A 17,989-nucleotide genomic window follows, 5' to 3' on the forward strand; every position below is an offset into this window, starting at 1 on the left:
GCTTGTACACGATTAAACGTGCAACAAGCCCTTTTACGTTGTCAGTAAGGTCAAACTTCAAGCCTTGAACGTATTTCCTGGTCCAAATCCTGCAGCAGGACGATGTAGTCTTCTTTGACGTGGCGGTAGATGTCCTGTGCCGTATCTTCGTTATAGGTATGAGAAGAGAGGTTGCGTCTGATGCCTGGCACTCAATCCGTACATAGTACTCCTCTTTGGGACGGTTCCTAATCACCCTCTCCAGCCCTGCGAGCCACTGCAAACAGCGCCCTCCTACACTTGGCACTTCGGGCAGTAGTGGGTGCCCCGGCCATTCAGTTTGGTATATTCGATAGTCGTGCCGCAGACGGTGCAGGGAGTGCCTTCCCGGCCATAGACACGGAGGTTTTCCTGATTCTGCCCTTCTTTCCCATTGCCGCTGATGAAGTTGCGGATTGTCGTGCCGCCATGTTCCAGGCCTTCCTGAAGGACTGCCGTGATGGCTTCATAGAGGCGGGCCGCTTCTTTTCTCGTTACTTTGTCACTATGCCGCATGGGCCGGATGCCAGCCCGGAATAAGGCTTCATCTACATAAATATTGCCCAGACCGGCTACTTTTGACTGGTCCATGAGGATTGTCTTGACGGGACGGCCGGTCTGTTTCAACATGCTGTACAGATAGTCTTCGGTGAAATCCGGACCGATAGCATCCGGTCCCAGGCTGTCATAGCCTTTGATACCCGTCGGCCCCTGGGACGGGACGAGCCAGAGACAGCCAAGAGTGCGGATGTCCCGGTATAATAGCCACCCCTTACTGAGAGTAAAGGTAATATGGACAGCCCGTCCGGCATACTGACCGGGATGATTTTCATAGAGCAGACTGCCCGTCATGCGCATATGGGTCAGGAACGACCAGGGGCCGCTGCAGTGGATGAATAAATATTTTCCCTTCCGGCTCACGCCTTCAATCGTCTGTCCCGTGAGAGCCATAGCAAAGCAATCGGCTGTTGTATTCCGGATGAGCCGTGGCAGATCCGTTTCCACATGAGTAATCCTGGCACCTCTCGTGTGGGAATCAATAAAAGCCCGTATGGTTTCTACTTCCGGCAATTCAGGCATATACGCTCCACCTACTTTGCTTCTTCCCAGTTGGTACCGCTGTGAATATCCACAACGAGAGGGACCGATAACTGGACGATATGTTCCATCGTGTCTTTCAGCATTTGTTCTACTTCTGCTTTTTCCGCTTCTGGTACTTCCAGGACCAGTTCGTCATGGACCTGTACCAGAATCCGGCTCCTGAGGCCGCGCTGTTCTAATTCATCCTGCACGGCATTCATAGCCAGCTTGATGATGTCGGCGGCGCTTCCCTGAATGGGCGTATTCATGGCCGTCCGTTCGGCAAAGGAACGGCGGGTGAAATTCTTGCTGTTGATTTCCGGCAGTGCCCGGATGCGTCCGAACATGGTATGAGTCATGCCGCTTTCTCTGGCTTCAGCGACCAGTTTTTCCATATATCCATGAACACAGCTGTACCGGGCAAAATAGGATTCAATATACTCTTTTGCCTGCTTGCGTGAGATGGAAATATTGCGGGCCAGGCCAAAGTCGCTGATTCCATAGATGATCCCGAAATTGACGGCTTTCGCATGGGACCGCTGTTCTGATGTCACTTCGTCGAGGGGAATTCCAAAGACTTCCGATGCCGTCCGGCGGTGGATATCCTGCCCCTTTTTAAAACCGTCTATCATTGTCGGGTCCTGTGACAAATGAGCCAGCAGGCGCAGTTCTATCTGCGAATAATCGCCGGAGACGATATAGTCATATCCTTCTCCCGGTATGAACAGGGACCGTATTTTCCGCCCCTGTTCCGTGCGGATAGGAATATTCTGAAGATTGGGATCAGAACTGCTGAGTCGTCCCGTCGCCGTGACCATCTGGTTAAAGGACGTGTAAATCCGGCCCGTTTCCCGGGAAATCAGAGGTTCCAGCCCTTCGAGATAGGTAGAAATCAGTTTCTTCAATGCCCGGAACTGTAAAATCTTATCGATCATGGGATGTTTGTCCCGGAGTTCTTCCAGTACGGAAGAATCGGTCGAATATCCCGTCTTTGTCTTTTTAATGACCGGAAGCTGCAGTTTTTCAAACAGAATCTGGCCCAGCTGTTTGGGAGAATTGATATTGAACACTTCGCCGGCATCGTCATAGATGGACTGTTCCAGTTCATCCGCTTTCAGGGACAATTCCCGTTCCATCTCCTGCAGCCGCATTTCATCGACGGTAAAGCCATTCATTTCCATGACAGCCAGCGTATGGATGAGCGGTTCTTCGATGGACCGGTATAATTCATCCAGCTTCAGTTCTTCCAGAGCCTCTTTTTCTTTTGGCCAGAGAGCATAGACAAAAGCGGCCGCTTCATCACAGTGCACCGTATCCGGTGCTTCCGGATGTTCTGCCAGCGGTACAGCAAACTTTTCCGATAAATAGGTCAGGCCATACGCAGTCCGCGTCGGATCCAGAAGATACGCTGCCAGAGTGACATCTGCCAATGGAAGTTTTTTCCCCGTAGCAGCCCATACGACTTTCGACAACCTCTTCCCGTCTGAAGTAATGACCAGACCGGCTTTTGACAGAGAGTCAAGCCATTCATAAGCGTTTTCCCCGGGAATCTGCAGGATGCCATCGGGTGTTGCCAGAGACAGATACGTCACATGAGGTACAGGAAGTGCCGCATCATACAAGGCTTCCGCTGCTACAGTCATACCGGAAAGCGTTTCCGGCTTCCACTGGGAACAGTCGAGATACGACAGCGTCACCGCGTCTTCCTGGGGAGCAATATGAGCAAACCGGTCAAAAGAGACAAACCGGTCCAGCAGATTCTTGAATCCGAGCTGGCGGAACAGGCTGGCCACATCTTCTTCTCTCGGCTGCGGCACAAAATCATCTAATGTATAAGACAACGGTACGTCACAGCGGATGGTAGCCAACTGCTTGGAAAGAAATGCCGAATCCTTATTCATACCCAGTTTTTCTTTCAGCTTTTTGCCGCTTACTTCATCGAGATGGTCATAGACGCCTTCCACGCTGTGAAACTGGGAAATCAGCTTTAACGCTGTTTTTTCTCCTACGCCGGGCACGCCAGGGATGTTATCTGCCGTATCGCCCATAAGCGCTTTCATATCGATGACCTGGGCCGGCGTATAACCATATTCTTCTTCCATGACCTGCGGCGTCACGGCCAGCATATTGGTTATTCCTTTTTTCGTCAGGTGAACGGTTACACAGTCATCGACGAGCTGCAGAGCATCGCGGTCCCCCGTGACGACGGCAATATCGAGATTTTCCTTTTCCAGTTCCCGTGCCAGCGTACCAATGATATCGTCCCCTTCATATCCTTCCTGTTCCAGGATGCGGATTCCAAGGCACTGCAGTACTTCACGGATCAGGGCGAATTGCGGACGCAGTTCATCGGGAGCCGGCTTCCGCGTGGCTTTGTACTCACCGTACAACTCGTTGCGGAATGTATGTTTATCCTTATCAAACGCTACGGCTACATATTTCGGGTCCAGTTGCTCATACAACTTTAAAAGCATGTTTAAAAAGCCGTAGACCGCATTGGTATAATGCCCCTGACTATCGGTCAGTACAGGAATGGCATAAAACGCACGATATAGCAAACTATTTCCATCGATGATGGCTATTTTATCTTTCATACAAACCTCTCTGTCTCTATAACTATCCCGGACCGGCCTAATGACGGCGCAGCAGCGACTTTACAATCTGATACACGAGCACGATGACGGCACCGCCGAGCAGATATGGAAGTGCCAGTATTAAAAATCCCAGCGCACTGATAATAATAGCCAGAACGCAGAAAACAATAAAGCCGATGGCCAGCTTGATGCGAAGCGGCAGACCGTGGGTCATATAAATGTGGAAATTCGACTGGCTTTCTTCCTGTTCCGGTTTCTTTTCTTCATAGACAGATCCGTCTTCATTGATGGTCTGTCCTTTGAAATTATCCCGTTCGTCATCGGACAGGACGGACGCGCCACGGCTTTCCATCTCTGCCCGGTGGCAGCGTTCACAAAGCCCGTCCGGATAGACTGCTTCATTATCACAATAGCGGCATTTCATGGTATTCCTCCTCATCAGCGCCGTTCTTTCATGCGCCGTTCTATATCGCGTTTTGCTTCCTTTTCGGCCAGTGCCTGACGCTTATCGTACAGTTTTTTGCCACTGACCAGAGCGACCGTCACCTTGACTTTTCCTTTTTTGAAATACAGGTTCAGCGGAATCAGGGTATACCCTTTTTCTTTCGTCTTGCCAAACAACTTCAGTATTTCATACTTATGCATGAGAAGGCGCCGTGTCCGCAGCGGGTCATGATTGAACCGGTTCCCCTGTTCGTACGGACTGATGTGCATCCCCAGCAGGAGTAACTCCCCATGCTCAATGCGGCAGAAGCTGTCTTTCAGATTTGCCTTTCCCTGACGCAGGGACTTGACTTCCGTCCCTGTCAGGGCGATACCGGCTTCATACGTTTCGTGTATAAAATAATCGTGGCGGGCTTTACGGTTTTCTGCAATATATTTTACCCCGCTCGTTCCTTTTGCCAACGCGCAACTCCTCTACTTTCTGCCCGCCTTGCGGCCTTTGCGGGCTTTCTTCTTCTTTGATTTGCGGCCGCTCTTCTTTACCCTGCTGTTTTTCTTATTTTTCCTGCCTTTTTTATCTTTCTTGCCGGACGTATGACCTGTATCATTCATCCAGTCCCGTTTCGTCGTTTCTTTATTGCGGTGATGTCTTTTTTCCATGCTGGCAGCCATGCGCTGCTGCAAATCTTCCAGGGAATCGACCCGGCCCGGCACAAAATCGATTTCGCACCTTTCTGTATTCACTTTGGCCAGGGTAACTTCTATGGGATCGCCCAGGCGGTACACATGGCCGCCGAGACGGCCGCGCATCGTATAGGTCGCTTCATCGAATTCATAGTCATCATCGGTCAGCAGGGATATATGAATCAGACCTTCAATGCCATTTTCCAGTCCGACGAACAGCCCGAATGAGGTAATCCCCGTAATATGGGCGTCAAAGGCTTCACCGACAAAGGGCACCATATATTCGGCTTTCTTGAGATCGTCCGTTTCCCGTTCCGCTTCGACGGCGACCCGTTCCCGCGTACTGGCCTGATCTGCTGCCTGCGTATGGAAGGACAGGGACAGACTGGCTTCTTTTTCTGTCAGCTTACCTTCACGCTGGAACTGGCGGATGAGCCGGTGTACCATCAAATCGGGATACCGGCGGATAGGAGAGGTGAAATGAGTATAGCATTCCGAAGCCAGTCCGAAATGACCGGCATTGACTGTCGAGTAGCGGGCCTGCTGCATGGAACGCAGTGCAATCGTCTGTACGACCGCTTCGGCATCGGTTCCCTTTGATTTTTCGATGAGCTGCTGGAAATCTGCCGGTTTTACCTCATCGGCATCAGGCACGGGGAGGTCAAAACTGGAAAGGACAGTCCGCATCATTTCCAGCCGTTCCGGTTCCGGTATTTCATGGATGCGGTACACACTGGGATTCCCGCTGTCACGGAGATAGGAGGCGACCGTTTCGTTTGCAATCAGCATGCTTTCTTCGACAATCTGTTCTGCGATGGAGCGGTCCCGGCGTTCCAGCCGCAGTGGTTTGCCATCGGGGTCGAGAATAACTTTGTATTCCGGAAAATCAAAATCAATCGCTCCCCGGCGCAGACGCATTGTCTTTAATATATCCGATAATTCCCGCAAATCCTGCAGCATAGGCATGAATGGTTTCAGATCATCGGGAACGATACCTTCCAGGAGAGCATTCTTTACTTCGTGATAATTGCAGCGCCGTTTGACCTGGATAATTGCCGGAGCGATATCAGCATGGACGACCTGCCCCTGGGAATCGATTTCCATGACACAGGTCATGGAATACCGGTCCTGACCGGCATTGAGGCTGCAGATGCCATTGGAAAGCACCGTCGGCAGCATGGGAATGACCCGGTCTACGAGATAGACGCTGGTACCGCGGTTATAGGCTTCCTGGTCGATAGCCGAATGGGGCCGGACATACCAGCTGACATCGGCAATATAGACGCCCAGACGGAAATTCCCATTGGGCAGACGTACTACGTCGATAGCATCGTCGAGGTCCTTTGCATCTTCACTGTCTATAGTAATCAGATTCCGGTCCCGGTAATCCCGTCTGTCTTCTGTCGGTACGACAGTCTGGTCGATGGCTTCCGCTTCTTTTTTCACGGCTTCCGGAAAATCAAAAGGCAGACCGTGACGGGCCATGATGACTTTGATATCCAGGTCTTTATCTCCGTCATATCCCAGGACTTCTGTAATCTCTCCTTCCGCTTTCCGGTTTTCTTCGGGCCAGCGGGTAATCTTTACCAATACTCTGGCACTGCTTCTGGCATTTAATGTCTTATCCAGTGGAACATAAATGTCTTCCCGCAGCCGTTCATCATCGGGAATGACAAACCCGCAGTTCTGCTGCCGGTCATAGGTCCCGACAACGGTCGTATTGGCCCGTTCGATGATGCGGATGATTTCTCCTTCCTGCCGGTGTCCCTGGCTGCTCTGCAGCAGCCGTACCTGTACTTTATCGTTATTCATAGCCGTATGGCGGTTCGATTCGGCGATATAGACATCTTCCTTCAGGTCATTGGTAATAACGAACCCGAAATTTTTCGTATATCCTTTATAAATACCTGTAATTTCCGCACTCTTCTGTGCTGCCAGATACCGTTCACCAGCGATTCTCATAAGCACTCCACTCCTTGCCAGTTCATCAAAAACTGTAAACAGCTGTGCCAGCTGACCGCCTTTCAAATCCAGTTGTTCGGCACAATCTTCAACAGTGGCACCTTTTTCAGTCTTACTACATACTTTTATTATATCATGAGCGAGTTGTTTATCCATTATCTTCTCCTGTAAAAAGGAAATATGATACAGAATTTCCGTATCGTGTCGTCTGTAAGGATCTTCCTGTGTAGAAAAAAGAGGCTGCCCGGTAAGACAGCCTCTGTTACGTTTGAAATTTAAAGCAAAGGAGAGCCTGCCCTGGACACATAAATATCACTGCCGTCTCTCCTCTATCCGGCTCAATAAGTGTTCAGCAGTCTTCCCAGAACAAGGGTAAAAATCGTAAAGGCAACTGACAATATAATCGTAAGTTTAGACAACAAGGCGTCCATACCACGGGCTCTGCTGCCGAACAAGTCTTCTGCTCCGCCGCCAAAACCGGCACCCATACCCTGTGTCTTACTTTTCTGAGCGACAACGACACCGATAATCAGCAATGCCAAAATGACTACTATAATTTCTAATGCGGTAATCACAATAATCCTCCTCACATAACACACTTAACGGTACTATTGTACACTCATTTTTCCTTTCTATCAATAGGTTCTTTCCCATTATTTTCCTTATCCCGCATTTCCAGATACCGTTCCAGTTTCCGTTTGACCCGCTGCAGCGCGTTATCGATGGATTTTACATGGCGGTGCAGCTCCCGGGACATTTCATTATACGACTTGCCTTCCAGATATGCCGTCAGCACCTGCCATTCCAGGTCACTCAGGACTTCGTTCATCCTGAGTTCGATATCGGCAAAATTTTCCCGGCTGATAATGAGTTCTTCCGGATCTGAAACAGGAGCTGCCGAAACGACATCCATCAGTGTCCGTTCTGACTCATCTGTGTAAATCGGTTTATTCAGGGATACGTACGAATTGAGGGGAATATGTTTCTGCCGCGTCGCCGTCTTGATGGCTGTAATAATCTGCCGGGTCACACAGAGATCGGCAAAGGCACGGAATGATGCCTGCTTATCGCCACGGAAATCACGGGTTGCCTTATACAGGCCAATCATGCCTTCCTGAATAATATCTTCTTTATCTGCTCCGATGAGGAAATACGACCGTGCCTTGGCTTTCACAAAATTCCTGTATTTGTGAACAATATAATCCGTCGCCTCGGCGTCATGCTCTTCCTGTGCCATGCGGACAATTTCTTCATCAGTCAGATCTTTGAATCTGTCCATTTTTTTCATCATCGCTTGTTTCATTGACCGCATGTACCTGCTTTCTTATTTTGATCTGCGGATTTTCTCCAGTTTCTGAAGGACATCGCCGTTTTTTACATGATATACGACTTCGTTACGGCCACTGCCTTCTGTGAGAACATTCGTATGTTCATATTGTTTCATTTCCTGCCGGCAGCGCTGTACATCTTCTGCCAGTTCCCGCGCTGTCACACGGTAAGCGCCGGTGCCCAGGATCTGGTTCTGTTCCGGGCCATCGGACGTAGCGACATAGATACTGCGCCGTTCATTCCGGTGCTCATAGACCAGTTTTTCAATGCGGCTGTCCGCCGTTTCTTCTTTATCTGTAAAAATGATTTCACAATCACGGCCCAGTTTCATGCTCTTTTCTGTCTCTTCTGTATACATGGCATCAAAGACAAGTACCAGCATATATCCTTTGGATTTGCCATAACTGGCCAGTATATCAATCAGCTTTTCTCTGGCATGTTCCAGGGATTCACGGGCCAGGGACTGTAAAGACGGCCAGGCAAAAATGATGTTATACCCGTCTACAACGAATAGGTCTTTCACTGTTGTGTCACCGCCTGCCGCTGCCGTACTGCTTCGTATATGAGCAAAGCCGCCGCCACAGACGCATTGAGAGAATTGACATGGCCGAACATAGGGATCTGCACCAGCACGTCACACGTTTCTTTGACCAGCCGTGACATGCCCCGTCCTTCGCTGCCAATAACCAGTACAATCGGTTCCGTCAATGAGCTGTGGAAATAATCTACGGTGCCATCCATGTCCGCACCGATAATCCAGAAGCCGCGTTTTTTCAGTTTTTTCAGGAGCTGCGTACTATTTCCTACCGGTACGATAGGCATATACTCGACAGCACCGGCGCTGGTTTTGCCGACGGTTTCATTCAGAGGGGCACTGCGCCGCTTCGGTATCAGGACAGCATGGACACCAGCACATTCGGCAGTCCGGATGATGGCTCCCAGGTTATGGACATCTTCAATGCCGTCGAGGAGCACCAGAAAGGGAACCTGGCCTTTCGCTTCAGCATCGGCCAGCACATCAGTCAGATCTGCAAAATCAATAGCCGCTGCCATAGCCACGACGCCCTGATGGCGTTCATCCGGTGCCAGGCGGTGCAGTACTTTCGGAGGGACATTTTCGATGAGAATGCCCTTTTCACCAGCCAGTTCCCGGATGCGTTCCAGAGCCGGCGCCTGATTGCCTGCAGCCAGATAGATTTTAGAAATGGACCGGCCTGCCCGCAGCGCTTCGGTCACGCTGTTGCGGCCGATAATCATACTCTCATTACTCATGATATCTCCTCATCAGGGATGTGCCATGCGGCAATACTCCTGCGTATGTGTATAGATCTGTTCCATAACGGCCTGCAGCCGTTCCTGCTGGTCAGACAGGACCAGGTATCCGACGAGCGCTTCCAGAGCTGTACTGTCATGGTATTCAGCAACGGAAGCACTTTTCGGTGTCTGTGAATAGGCATTCCGTGCCCGCAGGCAGACAGCCTGTTCCTCTTCGTTCAGATGTTCTTTCAGCTGACGATACACAATAGCCTGTACTTTGGCTGAAACGAACTCTGCCGCCAGCGTATGCAATACCTGTACATTGGGTATCCCCGTCCCTACGAGATGACGCCTCATATATAACGCATAATAGGCATCGCCGACAAAGGCCAGGGAAATAGGGTCGAGCTGCGCCGGTCCTGCTTCGGGAACGTCCAGCCGGACTCCCGAAGCAAAGGCGGCGTACGATTTCTTTTTTAATGCCTGCAGTTGTCTGAATTTCACTTTTTCCAGCGAGCTCCTTGCGGAGAATCTTCTACGGTGATGCCCAGAGCCGCCAGCTTATCGCGGATAGCATCGGCAAGGGCATACTGTTTCTGGGCCCGGCATTCCTGACGGACTTCCAGGATGAGGTCCATAAGGTCGTTATAGTCCTTATTGCTGGCTTCACCTTTGCTGCCAGTCCAGCGGTCTTCCAGAATACCCAGGATATCAGTCATAGTCTTGAAAATCCGTTTGACTTCCGATACGACAGACGAATCGACAGGCACATTTTTATTGAGGACTGCGTCTTTGTAAATATTGACTTTACGGGCCAGTTCAAACATAGCTGCGCTGGCAAGAGCCGTATTGAAATCATCGCACATGGCTTCTTCAAAGTCTTCTTCAATCTTTTTCGCATCTGCCAGAAGCTGGGCTGATGTATCCGATTTGGCACCAGCCGGCATAGCCAGCAGTTCCAGTACATTGTCAATCGATGTACCCAGCCGTTCCAGACTGCGCGTCATTTCTTCCAGGCGTTCATCGCTGAAATCAAGAGGACTGCGATAATGGTTGGAAATGAGGAAATACCGCAGTGCATCGGGGCTGTAATGTTCCAGCACGTCTTTGACGAGGAAGAAATTATTCAGAGACTTGCTCATCTTTTCAGAATTGATGGTAATGAACCCGTTGTGCAGCCAGTATTTGACCATCGGCTTCTTGCCCGTATACGCTTCAGACTGGGCGATTTCGTTTTCATGATGGGGGAAGATCAGGTCACTGCCGCCGCCATGGAAATCAAAGGTATCGCCAAGATACTTATTGCTCATGGCAGAGCATTCGATATGCCAGCCGGGGCGGCCAGGTCCCCAGGGGCTGTCCCACGAAGGTTCACCTGGTTTGGCGCCTTTCCAGAGAGCAAAATCCATGGGATTGTGTTTGCGGTCATCGACTTCAATACGGGCACCGGCCATCATGTCGTCGAGGCTGCGGCCGCTCAATTTGCCATAGCCGGCAAATTTTTCTACACTGTAATACACGTCGTGGTCGATGACATAAGCGTATCCCTTATCAATGAGCGTCTGGACCATATGGATGATTTCCGGCATGTGTTCCGAAACGCGGGGATATTTATCAGCCCGGCGGATATGCAGGGCATCCATGACTTCAAAATAGGAAGCGATGTACCGGTTGGCAATCGTATCCCACGTGACGCCTTCGCCATTGGCGGCGTTGATGATCTTATCATCGACATCAGTGAAATTCTGGATATGTGTGACTTCGTAGCCCAGATGTTCCAGATAACGTTTAATGACATCCCAGGTAACAAACGGACGGGCATTGCCCATATGGGAATGATTGTACGGTGTGATCCCGCAGACATACATCTTGACCTGTCCCGGTGTTACAGGCACGAACGTTTCTTTGCGGCGCGTGAGCGTATTGTATACTTTTAATTCTCTCATAGTAACCCTCCTCAGGTAAATAAAAAGACCGCCGTCCCCTTACAGAGACGGTGGCCCGTGGTTCCACTCTGCTTTATGGCATATACCATAATCTCGACTACAGGTAACGGCTGTCTCCGGACCAGGATACTGTCAGTTCACCCGGCCTGCTCCCAAAGGCAACTCTGCAATTTCATCTGCTGGCCCGGCTCTCAGCAACTACCGGACTTCTCTGTAGCGTTCCCTTGCAGATCATTTTGATCATCGCATTTACAAATTGATACTAATTATTAAATATACTGTATTGTATATTACATGATACTCAATATTTTCTATTCTGTCAAGAACATTTTATTCATCGGTCATATCCGGGCGGTCCCACGTATCAACAGGTATTTCGTCTTCCTCATCCTCATCGTCGGTCATCATTTCATCCATCCGGGAAGCCAGCTGGCAGAAATAGGGATAATAACGTGATGCACGGCCTGCTTCCAGTCCCTGATACGTCTCCCGGCAGGGGTATTCTTCCAGCAGCCGTTCGTAAGGCGGCAGAGGAATCCCGAATATAGGAGAAATTTCTCTGTCTTCAATGTCATCGAGCAGGCTGGACCCGGCCACGCGGAACGAATATATGCCGTTCAGATTTGTACAGTGGATATACGTATATCTCCCATTCCCCTCGGAAAGTTCGATTTCCCCGTCCAGCACCAGACGGCCTGCAATCATGCGGGCCGCCTGGTTGCGGCTGAGTACTTCCCACTGGGAAGAAGGCGTCTTGTCAGATGAATCCATCAGAGGTCACCATCCCGGCATTTAGTCAGCAATGAGACCGCTGGCATTGAGCCGGCTGATGACCTTGTCCCGTCCCATGAGGGCGACGATGACGTTCAGGTCCGGTCCGTGCATGACGCCCGTAACGGCGACACGGATAGGCATATAGACGAATTTGCCTTTCACTTTCAGGCCTTTCTGGATTTTTTTGAACAGAGGCTGTACTGTTTCTGCCGTCACATCGTCAAGTGCTGCCAGTTCATCGCGGAACATTTTGAGAACTGCCGGAGCCGTTTCTTCTTTGAGGACAGCGGCCGTTTCTTCATTTTCCGGCTGATAATCTTCCGTAAAGAATACTTTGGCTGCATCGACGATCTGGGCGCCGTACTGGACGTGTTCACGCATAGCAGCACACATCTGTTTCAGCCAGGCCAGTTCATCGTCGGAAGGATGGTCCGATGCATAGCCTGCTTTCTGCAGATGAGGCAGGCAGAGTGCCAGCAGCTGGTCTTCATCCAGTTGTTTCATATAGTGGAAATTAATCCAGTTCAATTTTTCAATATCGAAGACAGCCGGATTCTTTGCCACCCGGTCCAGGCTGAACTGCTGGCAAAGTTCTTCCATAGAGAAGATTTCCTGATCGCTGTCCGGAGTCCATCCCAGAAGAGCCAGGAAGTTGTCGATAGCCTGTGGCAGATACCCCAGATCACGATACTGCTGGACACTTGTTGCACCGTGGCGTTTGCTCATCTTCTTCTTATCTTTGCCCAGGATAAGGGATACGTGGGCAAAGGTCGGTACGGAAAAGCCCAGGGCTTTGTAAAGGACGAGCTGGCGCGGTGTATTGGACAAATGTTCTTCGGCACGGATGACATGGGTAATATGCATGAGGGCATCGTCCATGACGACACAATAGTTATATACAGGAATGCCATCTGATTTGACAATGACGAAATCGCCTACTTTATTCGAATCAAATGCAACATGGCCCCGTACGAGATCATCGAATTCGAGGGTTTCATTTTTTGGTGTCTTGACGCGGATGACGTAAGGACGGCCTTCTTTCAGGTACTGCTGGACCTGTTCTTCCGATAAATGGGAACACTTGCCAGAATAAACCGGTGTTTCTCCTTTTGCCATCTGTGCTTCTTTTTCGGCTTCCAGTTCTTCCGGTGTACAGAAGCAATAATACGCTTTGCCTTCAGCCAGCAGCTTATCCGTATATTTCTTATAGATATCCAGGCGTTCCATCTGACGATATGGTCCATCCGGGCCACCTACGTCAATACCTTCGTCCCAGTTAATCCCCAGCCAGCGCAGTGCTTCTTTGATGTTTTCTTCCGATTCGCGGGTGGAACGTTTCTGATCCGTATCTTCGATACGGACGACAAAAGTGCCCCCGGTATGCTTGGCTTCCAGGTAGTTAAAAAGGGCCGAACGGGCGCCACCAATGTGAAACGGGCCTGTCGGGCTCGGTGCAAAACGAACGCGTACTGTATTAGACATACAAAATTCCTCCTACTATCTATTGCAATTAATTCCTATATTTAATGACCATAGCGGCAGCCTGTGCTGCCATCCCTTCCTGACGGCCTACAAACCCCAGGTGCTCTGTCGTCGTCGCCTTGACGGAAACGGCGGCGGGATCGATCTGCAGCGCATCTGCCAGGTTCGCTGTCATCTGGGCGACATATGGCTTGATTTTGGGCTGTTGTGCCAGGAGCGTCACATCGACGTTAATGACGCGGCAGCTGTTCTCTATCAGTATCTGACGGACTTTGCGCAGTAAAATAAGGCTGGAAATGTTTGTAAACGATGCATCCGTATCGGGGAAATAGGTACCGATATCCTTCAGCCCCGCTGCCCCCAGGAGCGCATCTATGACGGCATGGACGAGTACATCCGCATCGGAATGGCCATCCAACCCTTTTTCATAAGGAATCTCTACACCTCCCAGAATCAGCTTCCGTCCTGCCGCCAGCGGATGGACATCATAGCCGCTGCCGACACGGTGTTCCGACGGTCCGGTCATATAAAATTCCAGGACCGGCACATCATCCATCGTGGTCACTTTATGGTTCCGTTCATCACCCTGGAGGATGACAATCTTTTCCCCCATAGCTTCGGCCAGTGAAGCATCATCGGTACCAGTCAGATGATGTTCTTTGGCATACCGGTGAGCCTCCAGCAGCGTATGGCGGCGGAAAATCTGAGGTGTCTGGACCGCAATCAGCCGGCTGCGGTCCAGTGTACGGACCCGCTGCAGGCCCCATGCACCGGCCTCTTCTCGTTCTTTTACCGTATCCTTGACGGGAATCGCATACACCGCTACATTCGCTTTTTCCATGACCGGCACGGCATTATCGAACCATTCCGGGCCTGCCATGGGCCGTGATCCATCATGGACCATAATAATGTCTGCTGTCTCATCCGCTGCCATGAGGCCGTTATAAACAGAATCTTCCCGTTCTGCACCACCGAGGGCAAACCGTACAGGCACTGCCGGATGCAGACTGGCAACCATCGCCTCTATATCTTTGCGATCCCGCTCCGCTACGACGATGACGACTTCACTGACACAGGACGCGGCAAAGACATGCTGCAGCGTATGGGTCAGTACAGGTTTCCCGCACAAAGGAAAAAACAGCTTATTGCGCTCATAGCCAAAACGCCGGCCTGAACCGGCCGCTACTATGATGACAGATACTTTCAATCGTTTCACCTACTCATGTTCGACTTTTACGAATATCATACGTCCTGCCGAAGTCTGCAGTACTGACGTGACTACGACGGGAACGGTTGAACCAATATACTTCTGACCATTTTCAACGACAATCATGGTGCCATCATCGAGATACCCTACCCCCTGATTGTTTTCTTTTCCGGCCTTGACAACCAGGACTTCCATATGCTCGCCAGGTATGCGTGCCGGTTTAAGGGCATTGGCCAGGTCGTTGATATTCAAAACGACTACCCCCTGAAGGGCAGCGACTTTATTCAGATTATAATCATTGGTTACAACTTTGGCATTGATTTTACGGCCTAAGCGGACCAGCTTGGAATCGACGCCCTGGACGTCATCAAAATCATCATTGATGATACGTACCTCCACGTAGTTGTCTTCCTGCATCTGCTTCAGTATATCCAGTCCGCGGCGGCCTTTATTCCGCTTGAGGACATCGGATGAATCGGCAATGAGCTGCAGTTCTTCCAGAACGAAAACAGGAACCAGCAGAGGTCCTTCGAGAAAGCCTGTACTGCATATCTCAGCAATGCGTCCATCGATGATAGAACTCGTATCGAGAAGTTTACCGGAAAACTCTTCCTTTTTCCGCTCTTTTTCCCTGCTCCTCGGCAGCCGGAAAAAACTGACCCAGCCGGCAATTTCCGTCTTTTTTCGTACGGCAATGCTCATGCCGGCATACCCGAAGATGATACTGAAAACGATAGGCCCGTAGGCACCAATAATCGGCAGTTTGGAAAACGCCAGTCCTATTAAATTAGCAATGATGAGTCCAAAAAGCAATCCCAGCGTTCCAATCAGCAGATCCTGTGTCGAAAAATCACTCAGGCCGGTTTCCATGCGCTGAATCACTTTCCATATCAGACGCAGCACCAGCGGCGACAGTATATATCCCAGAAGAGCTCCCAGAAGTGCCCCCAGAATGTACGTAATAATCGTCATGAGTGTCGTACCAAAAATACCGATACGGGAAAAGCGTCCTTCAATTTCAGCACTGAAAAAAGGCGTCGTCACAAACTGATCTGCCAGCATGACAAATATGACAGCCATGATCAACATGACAGCACCTTTCATGATGTTATCAGCAATCTTCCGGCCATTGAGTTTCTTACGCTCCGGTTTTCTTTTTTCACTGTTTTCTGTCGTATGTTCATCAGCCATAACATGTCACCCCCTTCTTTTACTAATCAATACTTTTTATCCATTATCTGCATAAAAAGAATCTTTTTACAATTTCTTATCATACCATATTTTTTTATAAGACACCATAAAAAAAGCATATCTCATGGAAAAGAAACAACGAGCAGCCCTGCTTCCTTATACAGCACAGCTGCTCGTTTATTCCAGCTCAGCGATGGCAGCCACCATTGCCATGATGTCCATATCCCTGACCATCCGTATAACAAGGCCCTGTCATTTCTACTTCACCGTTCTGATTGACAATATAGCCCCGATGCTGGATAACCGGTTCCATATGTCCATCGGACATGACCCGTCGTCCCTGATAATACGTAACCGGACCATTGCAGTCATATACCGTCTGATGTCCTGCCGGTCCGACAGGAGCCGTATTATGAAAATAAGCAAAGGCACTTCCGCCACATAAAAGGGCCAGCGCCGTGCACAACACGCCCAGCCGTTTTACCCGTTTCTGCACAACCGTTCTACCTCCTTTTCAAAAAGTTACTGTGTTATTATCAGTATACCACAGCCGTCTGTGAAAAGAATAAAATTTTATTTAAATTGTCATCATTCAGGAAGAAAAAGCTGCGGTAATTGCTTCCCGTATGGAAGACACGGGAATGATCCGGCAGTCAGGAAAGTCATCCTGTTTCAGTTCTGACATATTCCCCCGGGGAACGATGAACCGGGTAAATCCCATCTTCGCTGCTTCTTTCAGCCGGCGCCGGGCCTGTGGTACACGCCGTATGTCACCGGTCAGCCCCACTTCGCCCATAACTACCGTATGTTCATCCATAGAAAGGTCTTTAAAACTGGAAACGACAGCCAGAACAATGGGAAGATCCGCCGCCGTCCCGGTGATACGCAGTCCGCCTACGACATTGATGTAGACATCCTGTGTTCCCAGGTTCAGGCCGACCCGTTTTTCCAGGACGGCCAGCAGGATGATCAGGCGGTTGTAATCCATTCCCGATGCAGTCCGCCGTGGCACAGCAAATACAGAATGAGCTGTCAGGGCCTGTATTTCTCCCAGCATGGGCCGCTGTCCGTCCATGACAGCAGCAATGGCAGAGCCGGCCTGATGGACTGACCGTTCGGCCAGCAGTAACTGAGACGGATTGGCCAGTTCTGAAAGACCTTCCTCCGTCATGGTAAACATACCCGATTCATTCGTCGAACCAAAGCGGTTCTTGATTCCCCGCAGGATGCGGAACTGATACTGCCGGTCCCCTTCAAAATACAATACGACATCTACCATGTGTTCCATCATGTGCGGGCCGGCAATGGCTCCTTCCTTGGTCACATGGCCGATGACCACGACGGGAATATTGCTTGTCTTGGCAAAGGTCATGAGCCGTGCTGTGCCTTCCCGTATCTGTCCCATGCTCCCCGGTGTGCCTTCTGCGTCCTGGCAGTACATCGTCTGGATGGAATCGACAATAAGCAGACGCGGTTTCCGCTGTTCTGCCTCATGCAGTACCGCATCCAGTGACGTATCTGCCTGTATGAACAGATCAGGAGTCACAATACCCAGCCTCTGGGCACGCAGCTTAATCTGCCCCTGGGATTCTTCACCGGATCCGTACAGGACCGTACCCTGTTTTTTACAGACGGCTGCCGCCATCTGCAGCACCAGCGTCGATTTGCCAATACCGGGATCTCCACTGAGCAGAATCAGGGCACCGGGAACCAATCCCCCTCCCAGTACGCGGTCCAGTTCGCCAATCCCCGTTTCCAGACGGGACATATCTTCCATGGCAATATCCGTCAGTGCAGCCGGACGGGTTTCAGTACCCGTCCGCTGCATGCTGCCTGCTTTACGGGGAGCCTCCGGCTGCAGTGTTTCCTCGGTCATCGTATTCCATTCCCCGCACTGGGGGCAGCGTCCGAGCCAGCGGCTGGAAACACTGCCACAGTTGGCACATACATAGCGCGTTTTTACTTTAGCCATGAATCTGCTCCTCTTCTGAAAGAAGTCATTTTTCTGTAATCCGTAACTT

The 17,989-nt window shown here is 50.4% G+C and carries 18 protein-coding genes; all 18 read right to left on the bottom strand.

Annotation, left to right across the window (positions count from 1 at the left end):
* Window positions 1-50 precede the first annotated feature (50 nt).
* Window positions 51-191 (bottom strand): nucleotidyltransferase substrate binding protein, encoded by a 141-nt coding sequence (locus DW949_RS07300; protein ID WP_118022584.1) that lies wholly within the window; start codon window positions 189-191, stop codon window positions 51-53.
* Window positions 192-273: 82 nt separating this feature from the next.
* Window positions 274-1,098, bottom strand: a complete 825-nt coding sequence (gene mutM, locus DW949_RS07305) for a bifunctional DNA-formamidopyrimidine glycosylase/DNA-(apurinic or apyrimidinic site) lyase (protein ID WP_118022585.1) — start codon at window positions 1,096-1,098, stop codon at window positions 274-276.
* A gap of 11 nt (window positions 1,099-1,109) precedes the next feature.
* On the bottom strand, window positions 1,110-3,692 hold the full coding sequence (gene polA, locus DW949_RS07310; protein ID WP_118022586.1) for a DNA polymerase I: 2,583 nt from the start codon (window positions 3,690-3,692) through the stop codon (window positions 1,110-1,112).
* A gap of 37 nt (window positions 3,693-3,729) precedes the next feature.
* Window positions 3,730-4,116, bottom strand: a complete 387-nt coding sequence (locus DW949_RS07315) for a hypothetical protein (protein WP_199595799.1) — start codon at window positions 4,114-4,116, stop codon at window positions 3,730-3,732.
* A 14-nt stretch (window positions 4,117-4,130) separates the two neighbouring features.
* Window positions 4,131-4,598 (bottom strand): SsrA-binding protein SmpB, encoded by a 468-nt coding sequence (gene smpB / locus DW949_RS07320; RefSeq protein ID WP_059075364.1) that lies wholly within the window; start codon window positions 4,596-4,598, stop codon window positions 4,131-4,133.
* 12 nt (window positions 4,599-4,610) lie between these two features.
* Window positions 4,611-6,938, bottom strand: a complete 2,328-nt coding sequence (gene rnr, locus DW949_RS07325; RefSeq protein WP_118022587.1) for a ribonuclease R — start codon at window positions 6,936-6,938, stop codon at window positions 4,611-4,613.
* A 182-nt stretch (window positions 6,939-7,120) separates the two neighbouring features.
* On the bottom strand, window positions 7,121-7,357 hold the full coding sequence (secG, locus tag DW949_RS07330; RefSeq protein ID WP_059075366.1) for a preprotein translocase subunit SecG: 237 nt from the start codon (window positions 7,355-7,357) through the stop codon (window positions 7,121-7,123).
* A gap of 44 nt (window positions 7,358-7,401) precedes the next feature.
* Window positions 7,402-8,094 carry an RNA polymerase sporulation sigma factor SigH gene (sigH, locus tag DW949_RS07335; protein ID WP_118022588.1) on the bottom strand — a complete coding sequence of 231 codons (693 nt, stop codon included), beginning with the start codon at window positions 8,092-8,094 and terminating at the stop codon, window positions 7,402-7,404.
* 12 nt (window positions 8,095-8,106) lie between these two features.
* Window positions 8,107-8,634, bottom strand: coding sequence for an NYN domain-containing protein (locus DW949_RS07340; RefSeq protein WP_118022589.1), 528 nt, complete (start codon window positions 8,632-8,634; stop codon window positions 8,107-8,109).
* Window positions 8,631-9,383, bottom strand: coding sequence for a 23S rRNA (guanosine(2251)-2'-O)-methyltransferase RlmB (gene rlmB / locus DW949_RS07345; protein ID WP_118022590.1), 753 nt, complete (start codon window positions 9,381-9,383; stop codon window positions 8,631-8,633). Before rlmB ends, DW949_RS07340 begins: the two co-directional genes overlap by 4 nt.
* Window positions 9,384-9,395: 12 nt before the next feature.
* Window positions 9,396-9,872 (bottom strand): Mini-ribonuclease 3, encoded by a 477-nt coding sequence (locus DW949_RS07350; RefSeq protein ID WP_118022591.1) that lies wholly within the window; start codon window positions 9,870-9,872, stop codon window positions 9,396-9,398.
* On the bottom strand, window positions 9,869-11,314 hold the full coding sequence (cysS, locus tag DW949_RS07355) for a cysteine--tRNA ligase (RefSeq protein WP_118022592.1): 1,446 nt from the start codon (window positions 11,312-11,314) through the stop codon (window positions 9,869-9,871). Before cysS ends, DW949_RS07350 begins: the two co-directional genes overlap by 4 nt.
* A 330-nt stretch (window positions 11,315-11,644) precedes the next feature.
* Window positions 11,645-12,085, bottom strand: coding sequence for a hypothetical protein (locus DW949_RS07360; RefSeq protein WP_118022593.1), 441 nt, complete (start codon window positions 12,083-12,085; stop codon window positions 11,645-11,647).
* Window positions 12,086-12,106: 21 nt separating this feature from the next.
* Window positions 12,107-13,570: a glutamate--tRNA ligase gene (gene gltX / locus DW949_RS07365; RefSeq protein ID WP_118022594.1), complete on the bottom strand. Its 1,464-nt coding sequence runs from the start codon at window positions 13,568-13,570 to the stop codon at window positions 12,107-12,109.
* A 28-nt stretch (window positions 13,571-13,598) separates the two neighbouring features.
* Entirely contained in the window at window positions 13,599-14,786 is a 1,188-nt protein-coding gene (gene ispD, locus DW949_RS07370; RefSeq protein ID WP_233539531.1) for a 2-C-methyl-D-erythritol 4-phosphate cytidylyltransferase, read from the bottom strand.
* Window positions 14,787-15,968, bottom strand: a complete 1,182-nt coding sequence (locus tag DW949_RS07375; protein ID WP_118022596.1) for a PIN/TRAM domain-containing protein — start codon at window positions 15,966-15,968, stop codon at window positions 14,787-14,789.
* A 187-nt stretch (window positions 15,969-16,155) separates the two neighbouring features.
* Window positions 16,156-16,464 carry a hypothetical protein gene (locus DW949_RS07380; protein ID WP_118022597.1) on the bottom strand — a complete coding sequence of 103 codons (309 nt, stop codon included), beginning with the start codon at window positions 16,462-16,464 and terminating at the stop codon, window positions 16,156-16,158.
* Between the two features lie 96 nt (window positions 16,465-16,560).
* Window positions 16,561-17,940, bottom strand: coding sequence for a DNA repair protein RadA (gene radA, locus DW949_RS07385; protein ID WP_118022598.1), 1,380 nt, complete (start codon window positions 17,938-17,940; stop codon window positions 16,561-16,563).
* Between the last annotated feature and the right edge of the window lie 49 nt (window positions 17,941-17,989).

Source organism: Megasphaera sp. AM44-1BH, from assembly GCF_003467125.1.
In the GTDB taxonomy this organism is placed as follows: domain Bacteria; phylum Bacillota; class Negativicutes; order Veillonellales; family Megasphaeraceae; genus Megasphaera.